General features: G+C 66.0%; 19 protein-coding genes. 12 read left to right on the top strand and 7 right to left on the bottom strand.

Going from position 1 to position 19,757, the window contains the following annotated elements; genetic code table 11:
* Position 1 precedes the first annotated feature (1 nt).
* A complete protein-coding gene (locus tag BKA16_RS00560) occupies positions 2–727 on the bottom strand; it encodes a dienelactone hydrolase family protein (protein ID WP_183368739.1) in 726 nt (241 codons plus the stop codon).
* Positions 728–955: 228 nt separating this feature from the next.
* Between BKA16_RS00560 and BKA16_RS00555 the strand changes: the two genes are divergently transcribed.
* The 8 genes from BKA16_RS00555 (at position 956) to BKA16_RS00520 (ending at position 9,921) form a co-directional block, all read left to right on the top strand.
* Positions 956–2,155: a CoA transferase gene (locus BKA16_RS00555; protein WP_183368738.1), complete on the top strand. Its 1,200-nt coding sequence runs from the start codon at positions 956–958 to the stop codon at positions 2,153–2,155.
* A gap of 49 nt (positions 2,156–2,204) precedes the next feature.
* Entirely contained in the window at positions 2,205–3,809 is a 1,605-nt protein-coding gene (locus BKA16_RS00550) for an AMP-binding protein (protein WP_183368737.1), read from the top strand.
* Between the two features lie 14 nt (positions 3,810–3,823).
* Positions 3,824–4,924, top strand: a complete 1,101-nt coding sequence (locus BKA16_RS00545) for a CaiB/BaiF CoA transferase family protein (protein ID WP_183368736.1) — start codon at positions 3,824–3,826, stop codon at positions 4,922–4,924.
* A gap of 53 nt (positions 4,925–4,977) precedes the next feature.
* Complete coding sequence (locus BKA16_RS00540; RefSeq protein ID WP_183368735.1) at positions 4,978–6,222, top strand: acyl-CoA dehydrogenase family protein; 1,245 nt, start codon at positions 4,978–4,980, stop codon at positions 6,220–6,222.
* 71 nt (positions 6,223–6,293) lie between these two features.
* The gene (locus tag BKA16_RS00535; protein WP_183368734.1) at positions 6,294–7,013 is read left to right on the top strand and encodes an alpha/beta fold hydrolase; all 720 of its coding nucleotides are present in this window, start codon (positions 6,294–6,296) and stop codon (positions 7,011–7,013) included.
* Entirely contained in the window at positions 7,010–7,783 is a 774-nt protein-coding gene (locus tag BKA16_RS00530; protein ID WP_183368733.1) for an SDR family NAD(P)-dependent oxidoreductase, read from the top strand. Before BKA16_RS00535 ends, BKA16_RS00530 begins: the two co-directional genes overlap by 4 nt.
* Before the next feature lie 16 nt (positions 7,784–7,799).
* Positions 7,800–8,729 carry a methylisocitrate lyase gene (gene prpB, locus BKA16_RS00525; RefSeq protein ID WP_183368732.1) on the top strand — a complete coding sequence of 310 codons (930 nt, stop codon included), beginning with the start codon at positions 7,800–7,802 and terminating at the stop codon, positions 8,727–8,729.
* A gap of 76 nt (positions 8,730–8,805) precedes the next feature.
* Complete coding sequence (locus BKA16_RS00520; RefSeq protein WP_183368731.1) at positions 8,806–9,921, top strand: acyl-CoA dehydrogenase family protein; 1,116 nt, start codon at positions 8,806–8,808, stop codon at positions 9,919–9,921.
* 204 nt (positions 9,922–10,125) lie between these two features.
* On the opposite strand, the gene BKA16_RS00515 is transcribed toward BKA16_RS00520, so the two are convergent.
* From BKA16_RS00515 to BKA16_RS00490, 6 genes are all read right to left on the bottom strand, one after another.
* On the bottom strand, positions 10,126–11,118 hold the full coding sequence (locus tag BKA16_RS00515; RefSeq protein WP_183368730.1) for a DMT family transporter: 993 nt from the start codon (positions 11,116–11,118) through the stop codon (positions 10,126–10,128).
* Positions 11,119–11,153: 35 nt separating this feature from the next.
* Complete coding sequence (locus BKA16_RS00510; protein WP_183368729.1) at positions 11,154–12,194, bottom strand: alcohol dehydrogenase catalytic domain-containing protein; 1,041 nt, start codon at positions 12,192–12,194, stop codon at positions 11,154–11,156.
* Between the two features lie 67 nt (positions 12,195–12,261).
* Positions 12,262–13,203 (bottom strand): ABC transporter substrate-binding protein, encoded by a 942-nt coding sequence (locus tag BKA16_RS00505; protein WP_183368728.1) that lies wholly within the window; start codon positions 13,201–13,203, stop codon positions 12,262–12,264.
* Between the two features lie 174 nt (positions 13,204–13,377).
* Complete coding sequence (locus BKA16_RS23720) at positions 13,378–14,190, bottom strand: ABC transporter permease subunit (protein WP_221246707.1); 813 nt, start codon at positions 14,188–14,190, stop codon at positions 13,378–13,380.
* Between the two features lie 57 nt (positions 14,191–14,247).
* On the bottom strand, positions 14,248–15,417 hold the full coding sequence (locus BKA16_RS00495; protein WP_183368662.1) for an IS30 family transposase: 1,170 nt from the start codon (positions 15,415–15,417) through the stop codon (positions 14,248–14,250).
* A gap of 274 nt (positions 15,418–15,691) precedes the next feature.
* The gene (locus tag BKA16_RS00490) at positions 15,692–16,507 is read right to left on the bottom strand and encodes an ABC transporter ATP-binding protein (protein WP_183368727.1); all 816 of its coding nucleotides are present in this window, start codon (positions 16,505–16,507) and stop codon (positions 15,692–15,694) included.
* Between the two features lie 210 nt (positions 16,508–16,717).
* Here BKA16_RS00490 and BKA16_RS00485 point away from each other — a divergent pair, with 210 nt between their 5' ends.
* From BKA16_RS00485 to BKA16_RS00470, 4 genes are all read left to right on the top strand, one after another.
* Positions 16,718–17,374 (top strand): PaaI family thioesterase, encoded by a 657-nt coding sequence (locus tag BKA16_RS00485; protein ID WP_183368726.1) that lies wholly within the window; start codon positions 16,718–16,720, stop codon positions 17,372–17,374.
* Positions 17,375–17,476: 102 nt separating this feature from the next.
* Entirely contained in the window at positions 17,477–18,715 is a 1,239-nt protein-coding gene (locus BKA16_RS00480; protein ID WP_183368725.1) for an NAD(P)/FAD-dependent oxidoreductase, read from the top strand.
* Between the two features lie 31 nt (positions 18,716–18,746).
* The gene (locus tag BKA16_RS00475; RefSeq protein WP_183368724.1) at positions 18,747–19,082 is read left to right on the top strand and encodes a 2Fe-2S iron-sulfur cluster-binding protein; all 336 of its coding nucleotides are present in this window, start codon (positions 18,747–18,749) and stop codon (positions 19,080–19,082) included.
* Positions 19,083–19,200: 118 nt separating this feature from the next.
* Complete coding sequence (locus BKA16_RS00470; RefSeq protein ID WP_183368723.1) at positions 19,201–19,713, top strand: MarR family transcriptional regulator; 513 nt, start codon at positions 19,201–19,203, stop codon at positions 19,711–19,713.
* The last annotated feature ends 44 nt before the right edge of the window (positions 19,714–19,757 follow it).

The raw sequence follows: 19,757 nt of genomic DNA, 5'->3' as shown, positions 1-19,757 counted from the left end.
GTTACGGCGCGGTGGTCGCGGCGATGAATGAGAGGGCCTGAGGCCAGGACAGTCCGTACGCGGAGGCGTTGACCTCTTCGTTGTGCCGCCGCTGGTCGCTGAAGCCGTGCTTGGCCTGCGGGTACAGATGAATGATGCTCGGCGCGTGTTCGCGAGACTGCAGCGCGGACTGCAGGCCGAGGAAGTTCTCCTTCGGGACGATCGAATCCTTGCCGGGGTAGGCGAGAAACGTCGGGGCGCTGATCTGGGCGGCGAGAGCGACCGCGTCGTGCGAATGCGTGGGGGCGGGCTCGCCGGGCACTGTGGGATGGAAGGCGAGTACGTTCGCCAGATCCTGATCGAGGCCGCCGAGAATGAAGGCGAAGCGTCCTCCTAGGCACCAACCGACCACGCCGACCTTCGTGAGACCGAGCTCGCTCCGTAGGTGCCGGAGCAGTGTCTGCTGCTCGGCTACGGCGACGGCGTCCTCCAACTCCTCGTGCAGGTGCGCGAGTTCGTCGAAGCCCGTGTCGTCGGAGCTCTTGCCGTGCCACGGATCCCATGAGAGCGCGACAGCACCGGTCGATGCGGCGATCTCCTCCGCGAACTCGCGGACCTGGCTGCCGATCCCGGTGATCATGGGCAGAAGCAGCATGCCCGCGTCGACGGCGGGCTCGGAGGATGGTCGGGCGACGAAGGCGCGTAGTCCCTCGACGTCGATGAATTCGGATTCGACTGGATGGGTCACGACGGTTCTCAATCTCCTTCAGTGTGGGACAGAGCACACTCGACTGTATTAGAGGGTCCAGTAAAGGTCAAACCATTGTGAAATGGTGGACGAATCCTCCATGCTGCGTTGACAGGGTGGTGCACCGACATGTCAAATGGTTAGACCGTTAGGACTTTATGAGAGAGGGTTGTGATGAACACGGGTGCAACGACTGGGGCGGATCGGGAGATTCTTCCGCTCAGCGGCGTGAAAGTCGTCGACCTCTCGCAGATCGGTGCCGGGCCGTACGGGACCTCGATGCTGGGGGATCTCGGCGCCGACGTCATCAAAGTCGAGCCGTTGAAGGGTGACAGCTTCCGATTCGTCGACAATGCGTACGGTCCGGGTGAGAGCGCGTACTTCTTCGGGGTCAACCGGAGCAAACGGTCCATCGCCCTGGATCTGAAGGATCCTCAGGGGTACGAGGTCCTCATGAGACTGGTGCGTGAAGCCGACGTGTTCGTCGTGGCGTTCCGGCCTGACGCCATCGTGCGGATGGGGATCGACTACGAGACCTTGAAGACGGTGAATCCCCGCCTCGTCTACGCCGCGATCACCGCGTTCGGTGAAGACGGTCCTCGTGCCCATCAGCCGGGTATGGACATCCTCGCCCAGGCATTGAGCGGAATGATGGGGGTGACCGGTGAGGTCGACGGCGGGCCCGTCAAGGTGGGTGTCCCGATCGCCGATTTCGTCGGGTCGTTCTTTCTCGGTTTCGGTGTCTGTGCGGCCCTGCGCCTGCGCGATCGGACCGGGGTCGGGGACAAGATAGCGATCAACCTCCTCGACGGGCAGGTCGCGGCGTTCGCCAACTACATCACCGCCTATGACAAGACCGGGACGAAGTTCAGGCCACTCGGCGGCGGCCATCCCCAGCTCGTGCCGTATCAACCGTTCCTGGGATCCGACGGACGTTACTTCATCCTCGCCTGCCTCAACGACCATTTCTGGAGCAAGCTCGTACCGTATCTGAGTCAGTTCGAGGACTTCAGCGATCCGCGGTACGCCACGAACACCGACCGGATCGAGAACCGTGACGAACTCTGCGGTCGACTCCAACGGCTGTTCAGCACGGAGCCCGCCGAGTACTGGTTGGCCGGACTCGAGGGCACCGGAGTTCCGTGCAGCCCGATCCACCGGATGGAGGAGGCCCTTGAGGACCCGCAGGTGGTGCACAACCGGGCGGTGACCGAACTCGTCCATCCTCGATTCGGGCCGTACAAGGTGCCGAACAATCCGATTCGCTTCCACCAGGCCAAGACCGGGCCGCGCGGCTATGCGCCGGCGCTGGGCGAGCACACCGACGAGGTTCTCGCCGAGTACGGCCTGAGTCCCGACCAGATCGACGACCTGCGTGCCCGCGGCATCATCAACGATTCCGTGGCGGCCGAGCACGCGCGCGCTTGACCGGACGGCGCGCAGGTGCCGCGTAGACCATGAGCAAGGAGATTATGACGTGACGATCACACAGCAGGAGGCCCCGGTGCGGTGGGGCCGTGAGGTAGTCGATGCAGACGTGCGGGGATTCCCCGTCCGCGTGTATAAGAACCGTCCGCGATCGGTCGGCGAACTGCTTCTCGACGCCCGACGGTGGGGCGACCGCGAATTCCTGGTGCAGGGCGAACGCCGGATCACCTACCGAGAGCACGAACAGGCGGTCGCCGCGGTCGCGAATCGGATCGCCGCGTACGGCATCGCCCCGGGCGACCGGGTGTTCATTCACGGATTCAACAGCGTCGAATGGTATGTCACCTTCTGGGCGGTCGAGAGCCTCGGCGCGGTCGCGGTACTCGGCAATCCGTGGTGGGGTGATCACGAGATCGAGGTCATCCTCGGTCGAGTGCAGCCGAAACTGGCCGTCACCGACGTCGAGATGCACCAGGTGTCGTGTGTACCGTTCGCGGAGATCCGCCGACTCGTCGATGCGAAGGAACCCGCGACGCTCCGCCTGGCGAGCGTCGATGAGGACGACCCGGCCCTGGTGATGTTCAGCTCGGGCACCACCGGCATCCCGAAGGGGATCCTGGTGTCACAGCGTTCGGTGGTCGGCAACCTCCAGAACCTGCTGAGCATGACCCGTCGCCTCCCCACCGAACTCGACGACGACTTCCGCGGCACCGCCAGCCTGCAGACCGTTCCACTGTTCCATCTGGCCGGCGTCCAGGTGAGCTGCGCGACGATCCTCCAGGGCGGAAAACTCGTCATGCTCGACGGGAAGTTCGACCCGGCCGAGGTCTTGCGACTGATCGAAGCGGAGAACATCACATCCTGGGGAGCGATTCCCACGATGGTCTCGCGAGTTCTCGATCATCCCGACCTCGCCGTGCGCGACGTCTCTTCGCTCGGTTCGATCCCGCTCGGCGGCTCGGCCGTTCCCGAAGAACTCCGCGCTCGTATCGCGGCGAACTTCCCGAAGGTGAGCAAGAAGGTGGGAAGCCTCTACGGGCTGACCGAGACCGGTGGACTTCTCGCCGCGGCGGCCGGTAAGGAGATCGACGGGCATCCGGGCCGAGTCGGGCGTCCACTGCCCGTGATCGATCTGAAGATCGTCGGCGCCGACCAGGACGGCAACGGTGAGATCTACGGCCGCAGCCCGAACGTGCCGCTCGAGATCGTCGGCGAGGGGCCCGTCGCCGACGCGGACGGTTGGGTCGCGACCGGAGACATCGGGCGGATCGACGACGACGGCTACCTGTACATCACCGGCCGTGCCAAAGAGATCATCATCCGAGGCGGCGAGAACATCGCGGCGGCGAACATCGAGAACACTCTGCAGCGGCATGAGGGCTTCGCCGACGTGGGCGTCGTCGCACTGCCCGACCCCGATCTCGGCGAGATCGTCGGCGCGGTCGCGGTCCTGGCACCTGGAGCATCGTTCGACAAGGAGGCGGTGATCGAACTCTGCAGGCAGTATCTCGGCCGCTTCGAGACACCCGAGCGCTGGTGGGTGCGCACCGAGAAGCTGCCGATGACCGCGATCGGAAAGATGGACAAGAAGCTGCTCAAGCAGCAGTGGATCGACCGTGGAGTCGTCGACCTCGACGACTCCGCGTCGGCCTGACGACGGATCGACCCATGCCGGGAACACTTGAAGGACTTCGCATCGTGGAGTTCGCCGGGCAGGGTCCGGCACCGTTCGCGTGCATGCTCTTCGCCGACATGGGCGCCGAGGTCGTGCGGATCGACAGACCGTCGACGCCCCGTGCGGCCGAGCGCCATCGAGCCGACGATGCGTTCGGTCGCGGGCGGATCTCGGTGACCGTCGATCTGAAGGACCCCGACGGACTGGCACGCGCGCGGGCTCTCGCATGCGACGCAGACGTGGTCGTGGAGAGCTTCCGCCCGGGCGTGATGGAGCGGCTCGGACTCGGCCCGGACGACGTTCGGGCCGAGAATCCGCGGATCGTGTACGCGAGGATGACCGGCTGGGGGCAGCATGGCCCCAACGCGTCGACCGCGGGCCACGACATCAATTACGTCGCGGCGGCCGGTGCACTGGAACCGATCGGCCGAGCGGGCCAGGCGCCGACTGTGCCTCTGGCACTCGTCGGCGATTTCGGCGGCGGAGGCATGCTGCTCGCCGTCGGCGTCCTCGCCGCGCTCGTGGAGCGTGGACGCTCCGGACTGGGGCAGGTCGTCGACGCCTCCTGCGTCGACGGTGCATCGCAGCTGATGACCGTGGTCCACCATCTTCGAAGCCACGGCCGGTGGAACGACGAGCGAGGAACCAACCTCTTCGACACCGGTGCGCCGTTCTATGACGTCTACGAGACCTCCGACGGGCGTTTCGTCTCCTTCGGCGCGCTCGAGCGCAGGTTCTATGACGCGATGGTCGATGTCCTGGATCTTCCCGCGCAGGTGATGCATCCTCAGCACGACCGCGCGGCCTGGCCCGATCGCCGGATGCTCATCGCCGACCGGGTCCGGGAACGCACCCGGTCGGAGTGGGAGGCGGCCTTCGACGGCATCGACGCGTGCTTCGCGCCGGTCCTGTCTCCCGGAGAGGCTCCGCAGGCGCGAGCGCACCGATCGCGTGATGCCTTCGTCGACGTCGACGGATACCCCGAGCCCGCGCCGGCCCCTCGATTCAGCAGGACGCCGTCGACGGCGCGGCCCAGGGCCGACCTGGGGGCCCACAACGATCAGATCGCGACTTCGCCCACATCGTCTCGGTAGAACCGACGGCCGGTGCACCCGCGTGGTCGCCGGCACTTCAGAAAGGAATGACCATGGCGGACACTGCCGATGCAGGGAACCAGGAGAGCCTGGAGGCATTCGTCGAGCGTGCCACCGCATTTCTCGACGAGCACCTCGCCAAGCGGCAGGCGCGCACCGCGTTCGAGTGGGGCGTCGGCGAGGACTCCGGAGTGAAGCTCTGGGAAGAGCCCGACTCCGAAGAGGAGCGCGTACGACTCGATGATGCTCGGCGCTGGCGCCGAGTGCGTTTCGATGCGGGATTCGGCTGGATCGACGGTCCGGTGGAGCACGGGGGCGCCGGGCTGTCCGGTAAGCACCTTCGCGCGTACCGCCGTGTCGAGGCCGGCTACGAGACACCCAGTGACACCTATTTCAAGCTCGACCACGTTCTCGGTCCGGTCCTTCTCGCACGCGCCACCGAGAGCGTCCGGACGACGATTCCGGTCCGGATGCAGCAGGGCGAGCTGGTCGCCTGTGAGCTGTTCTCGGAGCCCGACGCCGGGTCGGACATGTTCTCCGCCCGTACTCGCGCGACCCGTGTAGACGGTGGCTGGAAGCTCAACGGGCAGAAGGTGTGGACGTCGGACGCGCATCTCGCCGACATCGGCGTCGTGTTCACTCGGACGTCGAACGAGCCCGGGCGTCGGGCGTTCACCGCGTTCGTCCTCGACATGCACCAAGAGGGTGTCGAAGTGGTGCCCTTGCGGCAGATGACCGGTGGGGCGGCGTTCAACGAGGTGTACCTCGACGACGCGTTCGTACCCGACGAGTACCTGCTCGGCGAGGTCGGGCAGGGGTGGGACGTCGTGAGCGAGATCCTCGCGCGCGAGCGAGCGGGCATCGGGTCGGGCCTGAGTCGATCGGGTTCGGGCCTGGCGAACGGGTCCCGACTCATCGCCCTCGTGCGGGAGATGGGCAAGCAGGACGATCCACTGGTCCGACAGCAGCTGGTGAAGACGATGACCGGGTTCTGGGCCACTCGCCAACTGACCTCGAACGGGTCGGACAAAGGAGGGGCGAAGGCGTACCGCTCCGATCCGACACCGCTGGCGAGCAAGCTCGCTCTGAGCTTCAATCTTCGGCGTGCCGCGAATCTCGCGACACAGGTTCTCGGCCCGAAACTGGCCGCGGACAACGGAGAATGGGGAACGTTCAGCTGGAACAGCCTCGTGCTCGGCGAGCCGGGAGTGCACATCTTCGCCGGTACCGATGAGATCGTGCGCAACTCCCTCGCGGAGAAGGTCCTGGGACAGCCGCGAGACGGACGGCGCGGATGATCTCGCCGGACCTCACTCTCGACGGTATCGCCGTTCGTCGGACTACAGTCGGCAGAGACGACGCACCGCGCGTGGTTCTGGTTCATGGCGCCATGGACACCGGCGGCAGCTTCTCCCGCCTCGTGGCGAGCCTGACGGACGTCGACACGATCACGTATGACCGGCGAGGTTACGGGGACTCGCATCTCGACGGCCGCATGCCGAATCGCATCGCCGAGCACGCGGACGACCTGCTGTCGATACTCGACGGCCGCCCGTCCGTCGTGATGGCGCACAGCCTCGGTGGTCTGGTGGCTCTCGCCGCGGCGCAACGAGACCCGAGTGTCTTCCGCGGACTGGTCGCATACGAGACCCCGATGCCCTGGCTGCCGTGGTGGCCGCCCGTCGGACTTCCCGCTGATGTGAACGACATACCGCAGGTCACGGCGGCGGCCACGCGATTCCTGCGCGCTCACATGGGTGACGAGCGGTGGGCCGCGTTGACCGACACGCAGCGGGACGGCCTGCTGACCTGCGGTCCCGCTTGGGCGACGGAGCTGAGCGACGCCCAGAACCGCGGACCGGTGTTCGAGTTCGCTCAGATCGCGGTGCCGGTGCTGGCAGTTCACGGCAGCCTGACCGACGACCGGCATGTGAACGGTGCGCGAGTGCTCGCTCGGTCGGTGCCGAACGGTCGTCTCGCCACGATCGAAGGGGCCGGCCACATCGGGCATCGCCGACAGCCCGCGGAACTGGCGAGCCTGATCGTCGAACAGATCGCCGCAACGGCGAACCCGCAGGAGCGAGCATGAGCGAACAGAAGAGTCTCGGGCAGCTGGCCGGCCGACGGATCGTCGTGACCGGCGGGGCCCAGGGCATGGGTGAGTCCATCGTGCGTGCGTTCGCCCGCGAAGGTGCGAGTGTGGTGTCGATGGATCTCAAGGAGGATCGGGGACGTGCGGTCGCCGACGAGATCGCCGCCGAGACCGGGTCGCGCATCCGATTCTCCGCCGTCGACGTGTCCGATCGCGCCGCGGTGTTCACCGCTGTGGCCGAATCCGCCGACCGGCTCGGAGGGCTCGACGTCCTGGTGAATGTGGCCGGTGTGCAACGTGCCCGGCCGGCCGAAGAACTCACGGAGGCCGATTTCGACTTCCTACTCGGAGTCAACCTGCGCGGAACCCTGTACACCAATCAGGCGGCGTTCACCGCGATGAAGCCCGCGGGATCGGGTCACATCATCAACTTCGGCTCCGATGCGGGCATGACCGCGATCCGCGGGCTGGCCGGGTACTCGGCGACCAAGGGGGCGGTGCACGCGTGGACGCGGACGATCGCCCTCGAGTTCGGTCCGCACGGCATCCGCGCCAATGTGGTGGTGCCCGCCATGCGCACACCGATGACGGACGCCGGCCGACAGGACGGCCGTGCCGGCGTGTACTCCAAGGTCCCGCTCGGCGGTGACCTCGGTGACTCCGATCGCGACCTCGCTCCCGTGATGGTGTTCCTCGCAGGCGACGGTTCACGATTCATCACCGGGCAGACCATCTCGGTCAACGGCGGCATCGGCATGGTCCGGTAACAGAAAGGCTCTGCACATGCTCTATTCACAGACCACCCCCGAACAGAAGCGGAAGCGCCTGCGGGAGACCCTCGCGGGCGATCAGATCGCGCGGTTCCCGGGCGCCTTCAATCCGCTGTCGGCTCGTCTCATCGAGGAGAAGGGCTTCCCCGGGGTCTACATCTCCGGTGCGGTGCTCGCCAATGATCTGGGTCTGCCCGACATCGGACTGACCACGCTCACCGAGGTCGCGACCCGGGCCGGGCAGATCGCCCGGATGACCGATCTCCCGGCGATCGTCGACGCCGACACCGGATTCGGTGAGGCGATGAACGTCGCTCGGACGGTGCAGGAACTCGAGAACGCCGGCCTGGCCGGATGTCACATCGAGGACCAGGTCAATCCGAAGCGTTGCGGACACCTCGACGGGAAGGCCGTCGTCGGGCTCGACGTGGCCGTCAAACGGATCAGGGCCGCGGTGGACGCACGTCGCGACGGGAACTTCCTCATCATGGCCCGGACGGACGCACGTGCGAACGGTGACGGTGAAGCAGGACTGGCGGCGGCGGTCGATCGCGCGAAGTCACTCGTCGACGCGGGCGCCGACGCGATCTTCCCCGAAGCGATGGCCACCCTCGACGAGTTCGCCGCGGTCCGGGCGGCCGTCGACGTACCGATCCTCGCGAACATGACCGAGTTCGGGAAGAGCAGGTTGTTCACCGTCGACGAACTGGCGTCCGTCGGCGTCGACATGATCATCTACCCGGTGACCCTTCTGCGGAGTGCCATGGGGGCGGCCGAGCGCACGCTGGACGAACTCGTGGCGGCGGGCACGCAGGAGTCGCAGGTGCCCGAAATGCTCACCCGTGCACGGCTGTATGAACTCGTGGACTACCCGTCGTACGACTCGTTCGACGCCGGCGTCTTCGATTTCGAGGTCCCCGGTGTGTTCTCGGAGACGGTGTAGATCCCTCTCGGTCCCGACGGCCGATACAACGAGTCAGAGCCCGGTCTCCGTCCAGGAGCCGAGAAAGGAAGTAGTCATGGCATCGGTCTTCACCCCCGAACAGACGGAGCTGCGGATGACCGTTCGGCGGTTCTGCGAGGAGAAGTTCGCCGAAGAGCAGATCCGTGCCCTCGTCGATTCGGACGAGGGCTTCGACCGTAGCGTCTGGTCCCAGATGGCCGAACAACTCGGCCTGCAGTCCTTGGCGATCCCCGACGAGTTCGGCGGTTCCGGATTCACACAGGTGGAGGCCGCGATCGTCATGGAAGAGCTCGGTCGGGCACTCGCGCCCACCCCGTTCCTGGCGACGGTCGTGCTGTCGGCCAACCTTCTTCTGGCCGTCGGCGACACGCCGTACACGGCGGATCTGCTCGCGCGGATCGCTGCCGGCCGCACATGCGCGGCCGTCGCGGTGCTGGAGGCCTCTGCGGAGTGGGAGCCGAACGGAGTCCAGGCGACCGCGGAACATTCGGGCGACTCGTGGCAGATCAGCGGGCTCAAGTCGAACGTGATCGACGCGGAGACCGCAGACGTCCTACTGGTGGCGGCCAGGACCGCGGCTGGCGTGTCGGTGTTCGCCGTGGATCCGAGGTCTCAGGGGGTCCGGGTGGAGCGGGTCGACACCCTCGACCTCACCCGTCGACAGGCACTGGTCGCTCTCGATCGCGTGCCCGCGGAGCTCGTCGGCGACGACGGCTCGGGATGGGAGTACGTGAGCCATATGCTGCGTATGACGTCGGTCGCGCTGGCCTCGGAGAATGCGGGCGCCGCGCTCCGGCTGCTCGAGGTCTCGGCCGACTACGCCCGGACCCGAGAACAATTCGGTCAGGTGATCGGCGGCTATCAGGCCGTCAAGCAGAAGCTCGCCGACCTTCTGCTGAACGTCGAGCTCTCCCGCGCGGCAGCGTATCGGGTGGCGCGCGCGGCGGCTGACGACGATCCGCTGCTTCCGCGAGAGGCCGCGATGGCGCACGCGCTGACCGCCGAGACATTCGTCGGCGCCGCCTACGACACGATTCAGGTGCACGGCGGCATCGGCTTCACGTGGGAGCATCTCGCACACCTGTACTTCCGGCGGGCCAAGAGCAACGAGGTCCTCTTCGGCACTCCCGATCACCACCGGGAACTGGCGGCCGCACAACTCGGATTGTGACGGCGGTCGATCGTGGACGCGGCGGCGGTCCTGCGGACCGTCGCCGCGTCCACGGCCGCCATCGTGTCACCGACGTGGCTGATCGACGCGCAGCGGTCGCGCCATCGCACGTCGCCGGAGTGGCGAACGCGCTCGACGGGCCCGCTACGAACGTGGGCATCGACCGCCCTGCGCCCTAGTACGCCCTGGTCCCTATTCGATGGGCTAGCGTTCGCAGCTGACGACGGATCCGGAGATCGACGGGTCCGATTCGTCGACGACCGTGCGCTGTCCCCACCGCTGCAGGCAGACGAGGGCGACACCGGCCATGACCGCTCCGAGGAGGGTGAGCCAGGACAGCGTGCCCGCGGCCGCGGGCCATACGGCGTCCAGCACGAGCGAACCCGCGAGTTGTCCGGCGACCACCCCTACCGCGAACAAGAGAACGCCGATGCGGCGGACGAGAGCCGCGCCGGCCAGCACGACCGTCGGTCCGATCACGCCGAGTGCGCAGTACCACCAGCGCACATGAGTGTACGAAGCCAGGGTGGCTCCGTCGTCGACGGCGGATGTCACGGCGATGAGTGCGACGTACATCAGAGTGCCGAAGACGTACGTCGCGACGCCCGCGGCTTCGGGCCGTCCCACGGCGGCGGTGATGGCGCCGTTGAACGCCATCTGAACGCCGACGGCGCCGCCCGCGATGAAGGCGACGGCGCATGCGAGCCACACGCCGGAGCCGCTCGTCTTCAGACCCGGCAGGCTCGAGACGGTCACCCCCGCCAGTGCGAACAGCAGGGAGACGGCGCCGACCGCGCTGAGTCTGCGGCGAACGCCGACCGACCACCCGAAGTAGTCGATCACCGCGCCCGACATCATCTGCCCGACGATGAACGACATCGCGAACAGCGCGACTCCGACCACCGGTACCTCGGCGATCTGGGCCTGAATGACGATGATGCCGATCGGTCCGCCCAGCAGCAGATAGCGAGGCAGTTCGCGTCGGCGCAGCATGTCCCACGAGGATCGGACGCTTCGACGCGCGGCGGGAACCACAGAGGTCACGACCAGGGTGGTGAGCAGGCCGAAGAAGAAGACGAGTGCGCCGGCACCGAGACCGCTGCCCAGATCGTGCGCGAGGAACGTGTTGATTCGTGCCTGCAATGACAGCAGGACACCGGTCGCGACGGTCATCGCGAGAAGCCACACGCGTGCCATGGACACATCTCCTTCGATCGACGGGGCCCCGGTGCTCACCGGACCACGACGGCGCGACCGATGATCCGACCCGCGTGGAGATCGTCGTAGGCGTCCAGCGCACGGTGGAACGGGTACGGAGTGACGTCGACGCCGACGAGACCGTTCCGCGCCAGCGCGACGACGTCGACGAGGTCCCGGCGCGTTCCCGAGTACGGCCGGTCGATCGTCGCCCCTCGAGGGATCGAGGCCGTCGTGCGAACGGTCTCGAACTCGAACACTCCGCCTGCTTGACCCGGGACGTGAATCGCACCGTAGGGCGCGACGGAGGACGTCGCCATGCGGAGCGTCTCGGTGCTCCCGACGAAGTCGAGCACCACGTCCGGCCCGTGTCCGCCGGCGTGGGCGAGCACCTGTTCGATCGCGTCGGGGTCGCGGGCGTCGACTGCCGCATCGACCTCGTCGGCGACCGCGGCGAGCGCTTGCCGCCGGACGTCGACCGCGATGATTCGGGTGGCCGTCGTCGCTCGCAGAATCGAGACGGCGAACTGCCCGAGCCCACCGATTCCGATCACTGTCGCGGATGAGCCGGGGCCGAGGAGCGACAGGCTCGTGCGAATGCTGTGGTAGGGGACGATTCCGGCATCGGGGAGCACCGCGGCGAGGGCGGGCGCGATGCCGTCGGCGGCGACGACGGACGATGCGGGTACGACGACGTACTCCGCCATGCCTCCGTCGAATCGTGTTCCCGGTCCGTGTGGTGAGACGAGCCGTCCCGAGGTGCTCAGACACGCGTTCTGTCGCCCTGCCGTACAGTTCCGACAGGTACCGCACGCCCAGACCGTGTGCACCACCACGGGTTGGCCGGGGGACAGGGACGTGACGCCGACGCCGAGCGCAGAGACGACGCCCGCGATCTCATGTCCCATCGTGAGGCCGACGGGCAGTGCCGGTGTCGGGGACTCCCGGAACGTCACATCGGTATGGCAGACGCCGCAGGCCGTCACTTCGATTCTCACCTGACCGGCATCGGGTTCGGGTGTCGGTACCTCGGTCCATTCGACGCGTCCGGGTCCGCGATATGTGAGCGCGCGCATGCGTTCCTCTCTGGTGCGCACGACGACCGCGGACGGGACGCCCCGTCCGCGGTCGCCGAATCGACTGCTACTTGGACGGCATCGCCGCGGCGGCCTTCTCCACGAAGGAGGTGTCGACGACGTCGTCGACCGTGAGACCGCTGTTCTCGATCAGTCCCGCCTTGCGGTAGGTCTCGATGTCGTCGGCGAGCCCCTCGGCGTTCAGAGCGCCGTTCGGGTCCACCGGCGCGACGAACGTCTTGGCGATGAGTTCGGGGTCGAGTTCGGTGTATTTGGCGACGATCTGGACTATCTCGTCCGAATCGGCGCCTTGAATGTGTCCGTCGGACACCGACGCCCGGAAGTCGGCGACCCCGCGGAGGTAGGCCTTCATGAACGAGACGGCTCCGTCCGGGTTCTTCTCGGAGAAGTCGGTGCCGTACATGATGGCGCCCAGCTGTTGACCTGGATAGAAGTCGCCGCCGCAGGCGACTCTGACCGCGGTTCCCTCGTCGACCAGCTTGGTGGCATAAGGCTCCGCTACGTTCGTCGCATCGATCGAACCGTTCTCCAGACCGATGGCTTGATCGGGGCCGCTGAGATAGTTGGCCTGGACGTCCGAGCGCTCGAGTCCCGCCGACGCCAACGCCTTGTCGAACCACAGGGTGGTCGACGTGCCGTCCGCGTACAGTCCGAGGCGTTCGCCCTTCAGGTCCGCGATGGACTTGTACCGGCCGCTGTCCACCAACTTCTTGTCGACGAGCAGGCAGGAGTACTTGGTGCCGTCTCTGAGCTGGCCGGTGTCTGCGACGAGCCGGATGCCCAGGCCTCGTCCGATCGCGTTGAACAACCCGGCTCCCGGGGCTCCGGTACCGGCGTCCAGCTGTCCTGAGGACAGCGGTGCGACCATGTCGCCGCCGGACTTGAACGCCTTGAGATCGACGGTGAGGCCCTCGTCTTGGAAGTATCCTCGGTCCAGCGCGATGTACAAGGGGGCATTCGACAACCCGGCCGCGTGTCCCAATGTCACGGTTCCCGAATCGTCATCGCTCGAACCGCATGCGGTCAGGCCGACGATGGAAGCAGCGGCGATGAAGACTCCGGCAGTGCGGACGAGGCGTCGGCGAGGGACACGTCTCTTCAGAGACGATCGAAACGTCGTGAGTGATGGCATCGATGGCACCTTTCGGACGAATTTGACGGATCAGTGGGTGGATCGGTTCCACGGGGTGAGGAGACGTTCGATCTCCGTCAGCAGGTAGGTGAGGACGACGCCGAGGACGGAGATGAGGACCAACGCGACATACATGGTCTCGACTTGGAAGGTCGACCACGAGTTCCAGATCATGAAACCGAGACCGTCGGTGCCGCCGAGCATCTCGGCGATGACGATCAACATCAGCGCCATGCCGATGCCGAGCTTCATTCCGGCGATGATCAGGGGCGTGGCACCGGGCAGGGCGACGGTTCGGAACACCTGAAGCCGACTCGCTCCGAAGTTCTTCGCGACATCGTGGTAGATCTTCGGGATGCCGAGGACGCCTGCGGCGGTGTTCACGACGACGGGAAAGAAGACTCCGATGACGACGACGGCGATCTTCGACGATTCGCCGAGGCCGAAGATGATGAGCAGGAGCGGGAAGATCGCACTCTTCGGGATCGGGTAGAGGGCGGCGATGAGCGGGTCCGCGATGTTGCGCACCCACCGGTTCAGTCCCATCGCGATACCGATGATCACGGCGGGCACCGCACCGAGGACGAACCCGACGGCGAGTCGTCGGAGACTGATCACGGTGGTGTCCAGGAGTGCACCGTTGCCTGCGAGTCGAAGGAACTCGTCGAAGATCGTGGTCGGTGCGGGGAAGAACTGGGAGTTCAGAATGCCGACACGGACGAGGATCTCCCAGACGACGAGTAGTCCGACCGGGGCGAGGACGGCCAGTGCGCGCTCGGATCCCAACCGCTGACCGATGCTCCGTCGTGGCCTGCGTGCCTTCTTCGTCGGTTCGGCGGACACGTGGTGTGCTCCCGTACGGGGCGGGCAGTTTCTAGGGGTCCTCGCAACACCTGATGGTTAAGGCATCATCAGTAGATCACGCAGACGCTCGGCTGGGGTATCCCAGCCGAGCGTTTTGCGTGGACGACCATTGAGCTCTTGAGCGACGTGCTCAAGGTCTTCAGACCCGTACGGCCGCAGGTCCGTGCTCTTCGGGAAGTACTGGCGCAGAAGCCCGTTTGTGTTCTCGTTGCTGCCCCGCTGCCAGGGTGAGTGCGGATCACAGAAATAGACCGGAACCCCAGTCGCGATGCTGAACTGCCTATGCGCTGCCATCTCGGCGCCCTGGTCCCAGGTCAGTGACCCCCGCAGATGCTCAGGCAGCGTACCGATCAACCCGATGAGCACGTCACGGACTTCCCCGGCGGTGTGCCCGCCGGGCAGATGCCCCAGGAGCACGTATCGAGTCGTTCGCTCCACCAGCGTCACGATCGCCGAAGCACTGCCTGGCCCGACGATCAGATCACCTTCCCAATGGCCAGGCACCGCGCGGTCCTCGATCTCGGGCGGCCGCTTCGAAATCATCACCATCTCGTCGATGAACCTGGACATGCGCTGGCCGGGATGCTTGCGCGGCTTCCGGCGTGTCCTCCCGGTCCGCAGTGTCTCCGCGACCTCACGCTTGAGCCCACCGCGTGCCTGGACGTACAACGCCTGATAGATCGTCTCCGGGCTCACTCTCATACTCTCGTCGTCGGGAAACTCCTTCCTCAGAGTGTGGCTGATCTGCTCCGGCGACCACCGCACCGACAGCTTCTCCTGCACGTACTCCCGCAACGACACGTGGGTGACGAGCTTCGAGGACTTCGGCCTGGACCTCGACGCTGCCCAGGCGCGATGGGCGAGGTAGGGCTGATAGCGGCCGTCCTCAGAACGAGCATCGAGCTCACGCTTGATCGTCGAGGCAGGTCTTCCCAGCACGCGACCGATCGCTCGCAGGCTCATGCCACTGCGATACAGGTCAGCGATCGTCTCCCGCTCCTCGAGCGAGAGATACCGGGGATGGAGCACGGCCTCCACCGCTGGCAGGGCGGGAACTTCTACCTGCATAGTCATACCGGTGTTGTAATCGATCACGGTGCCATCGGGATAGATACGGGAGTTACTCACATGCCGGACACCCTGGTCCCAGTCCCTCGCTGAGCGCACGTTGACGCCCACTCTGGCCGCTGCTTCTGACTGTGACATGCCATCGGCGCGTAGTTGCACGTACTCAGACTTACGAGGGTGAGGGCCGTTCCCCCTGACCCCACGTCCACGGATCCCGGCCCGTCGCGCCCACCCGTACGCGGTGTTCCGGTTGACACCGACCTCGCGAGCGGCGGCTGAGATCCCGATGTCCGAACACCTCAGCGTCTCAAGAAACATCTCTTTCAACTCATTGAACGACACGATCCCCGCAACTCCTTGAAGTTCAAGGTGTTGCGGGGATCGCTATAACCCGCCGGCGTAGCGGGGGCGCTCATGCTGCGGCTCCGCCGACTTCGTCCTTCAGAGATCCCCAGATGTCGTAGATCATCTCGCCGTACTCGGGCTGCCGTCGTAGTTCCAGAACGCTCCGCGGCCTGTCGAACGGGACGTCCACCAACTGCTTCACTCGGCCGGGACGCCCGGTCATGATCATCACCTGGTCGCCGAGAGTCACGGCCTCGTCGACGCTGTGGGTGATGAAGATGACCGTCTTGCGGCTCTCCTCCCAGGTGCGGAGCAGCTCTTCTTGCAGAATCGTCTTGTTCTGCTCGTCCAGTGCGGAGAACGGCTCATCCATGTAGAAGACGTCCGGGTCGTTGGCGAAGGCGCGGGCGATGGACACCCGTTGACGCATTCCGCCGGACAACTGGTGCGGGTACGCCTTCGCGAACCGGGTGAGTCCGGTCTTGTCGAGATAGTGGCCGACCTGATCGCGGATCTCGGACTTCGGTGCGTGGCGCATGTGAAGGCCGTATGCGGCGTTGTCCCAGACCGTCATCCAAGGAAACAGTGAATCGCCTTGGAACACCATCGAGTTCGTGACAGGGCCGTCGTCGGACGACTTCCTGATGTCCATCTGGCCGGACGTCGGGTCCTCCAGGCCTGCGAGCATGCGGATGATCGTGGTCTTCCCGCATCCGCTCGGTCCGACGATGGTGAAGAACGAGCCTTCGGGAACGTGGAGGCTGACGTTGTCGACGGCGGTGACGACGCCGTCGGGGGTCTCGAACGTCTTGACCAGATCGGTGATCGTGATTCCAGGGGCGGGGCCGGAGTCGGTAGCCGGTGTGGGCGACTGCTGGGGCATCGGCGGTCTCTCTCGTGTGAGGGGCGGGCGACTGTGCGATCCGCGTGTCTGTCGCTGTTGTTCGGCGTGCCAGACGTGGCTGTGCGGGCGTCAGTCGATCATGACTTAAATCACACTCAACGTCAATAGGTTTGTTGGTCATACCAATCGGAATGGCATAGGCTGGCGGCACTACCCAATTGGTTCGACCTTTATGTGACAGGAGTGACGATGAGCGACTTGCTCGATGTCGATAGCCGGCCCGCCCCGGAATCGTCGGAGGACAGTGCGTTGGCGGAGTATGTCGCCGAGGTGTGTCGCCGTCTCTCCGCCGGTCTCCTGCGGGAGACCGGTGACGACCTGCGGTCCGTGGTCGCCGCGGAGGTTCGATCCGTGCAGTGGGCACTCGAGGATCCGGCCGCTCTGCGGGATCGGGTTCCGGTGCATCCCCCGAGGCTGGACCATCGGGGGCGAGTGCGGATGTTCACGAATCCCGTGCTGAGTCAACGCAATCCACTCGCTCCGCCGCTGACTCATGTCAGCGATGGTGACGAGTGCGAGTTCCGGGTGACTCTGCCGTTGCAGTATCAGGGCCCGCGCAACATGCTGCACGGGGGCTACGTCGGAGTCCTGCTCGACGACGTGCTCTGGTATGCGGTTCGTCACGCGTCGACGGGAATCAGTTTCACGCGTGAACTGACCGTGACGTACGAGCGTCCGGTCCCCCTGTTCGAAGAACTGCGCATCGTCGGCCGCGTCGTCGAAGCCGAGGGCCGCAAGACCTTCGCCGAAGGCGAGATCGTCGCCGGCGGGCAGGTCTGTGCACGTGCCACGGGGCTGTGGATCGCTCCGAAACCGCGCCGTGACGGTCATGGATCGGCAGGCTGACGTGCACGTTTTCGTTCACCGAAAGTCATGACTGTGCCGACCGCCATGACTGCAAGCATGAGTGGTGTCCATCACTCCAGACTGGAAGGAAGTGAGACCGAGATGCTCGAAGACGTCGTCGTGATCGTCGGAGCAGGTCACGCGGGAGTCCATGCCGCAGTCCGGTTGGCGGCCTGGCCGGGTCGCGTCGTGGTGATCGACGAACAGAGCGGCGAGACGTACGAACGCCCTCCCTTGAGCAAGGACTTCCTCAAGGCCGAAGGACAGGGAGACGCTTCGATACCGCCGTTGCGGAAGGAGCAGTTCTTCGCGGACAAGTCGATCGAACGAGTGCACGGCCGGGTCGAGTCGATCGACCGTCGAGCTCATCTCGTGCACATCGCGGGCGGTCGATCGATCGCTTACACCAAACTGATCCTCGCGCCGGGATCGGCGCCTCGGGCCCTGCGGATTCCTGGTGGATCGCTGACTGGAGTGCATCTTCTCAAGACGCGCGACGACGCGGTCGCGCTCCGGGACGCTCTACGGCCCGGGCGCCGAGTGGTGATCGTCGGAGCCGGTTACATCGGCCTCGAGGTCGCGGCCGCGGCTGCCGTGATCGGTTGTGAGACGACGGTTCTGGAGTACGCGGATCGGGTGATGAGCAGAGTGACGTCCCACCCGGTATCGGCGTTCTTCGAACGGCTCCACACCGAGCACGGCACCCGGTTCGTGTTCGGCGCGGAGGTCACTGCGATCTCCGGAGACGGACACGTCGAGTCGGTGATGACCGCAGACGGCTCGTCGTACCCCGCCGATGTCGTGGTCGCCGGTATCGGCGTGGTGCCGAATCACCACCTCGCGGAGGCCGCCGGACTCGACGTGCGTGACGGAATCATCGTCGACGCGGACTCGCGAACCTCTGATCCGGACGTGTACGCGTGCGGGGACGCGACACGTCTGGTCGATGCGGAGGCCGGAGTGGACCGCCGTTTGGAGAGCATCCAGAGCGCGCAGGCACAGGCGACGAACGCGGCGAACAGCATCATGGGATCGGCGAGGGGCAAGGACGAGGTTCCGTGGTTCTGGACGATCCAGCACGGGGTCCGCCTGCAGACCGCGGGGCTGCGGCGTCCCGACGACCAGATAGTTCTGCGAGGCAGATTCGCCGACGGCCGCTGCACGGTGCTCTACGTGCGCGACGGTCGCCTGGCGGCGCTCGACACCGTCGGATCGCTCAGCGACTTCACCGCTGGAAAGAAGCTGATCGCACGTGCGACACCGATCGACGTCGACGCGGCGGCCGACGTCTCGATCAAGCTCGGCGAGGCGATACCGGCCCCGCAGACCTCAACACTCTGACCACGACGAGACCTCACACGAAAGGCAGCCCATGACTACCGCAACACAGACCGTGATCAACGTCGTCGACCGTGACGGCGCATCCCGCAGCGTCGAATGGGAACCGGGGCAGACGCTCATGGAGACGCTTCGCGACAACGACTTCGAGGTGCTCGCCTCGTGCGGAGGAACCGCGTCGTGCGCGACTTGCCACGTCTTCCTCGATAAGAGCATCGTCGACGAACTCGGCGAGCGCAGCGAGGACGAACTCGAGCTTCTCGAGGAGTCCGAACACTACGACGCGAACCGGTCGCGACTGTCGTGCCAGGTGGACGCGCGCGAGGCGCTTGACGGAGCGACGGTGACGGTCGCGCCCGAAGAGGACTGACGGCGACCGAACCGTTTCCCGGGTGACGTGGATGCGCGTCACCCCGGGGAACGGCTCGGGGCGAAAAAAATTTGGCGGAAACATGGCTCGGATGCCGAACCATTCGAGGAGGTCCAGCGTGATTCTCGAGGCAGACGGTGACGCGCTCACCGTCGATGCTGTCGCGGCGATGATCCGTGTGCCGATCACGATTCTCGCCGACACCCTCCGCAACGCCGGACGCGAGCGGGCGCTGCCGTCGGCCCAAGCGCAGACGCTCAGTCAGCTCTCTGTCGGCGAGCCCAAGAGCGTCACCGAACTGGCCGCAGCCCAGGAACGGGCGGTATCGAGCATGACCGAAGTGGTCCAACGGCTGGAGCGGCATCGGCTCGTTCGCCGAGTCGACGATCACGGCGATGATCGGCGACGCGTGTTCGTGGTCATCACCGACGAGGGGCGGGTCCGACTGCGTGCGTCGATCGCAGCGCGCGACGCGCTTCTGGCCGAGCGGCTGGACGAGCTGAGCGCCCAGGAGATCGCTTCCATCGTGGCGGCGGCGCCGCTGCTCTGGCGCTTGGCGCGACTGGATCCGAGCATCTGGCCGGACGTTCCACACCGACCGCCTCGTCCGCGTAGGCGCGAACTGACATAGCCGACGTCCGGCGGATCGATCCGATTCGCCGGAGGGCCACACCG

Source organism: Gordonia humi (assembly GCF_014197435.1).
In the GTDB taxonomy this organism is placed as follows: Bacteria; Actinomycetota; Actinomycetes; order Mycobacteriales; family Mycobacteriaceae; genus Gordonia; species Gordonia humi.
This window is presented reverse-complemented; position numbering and strand designations above follow the sequence as displayed.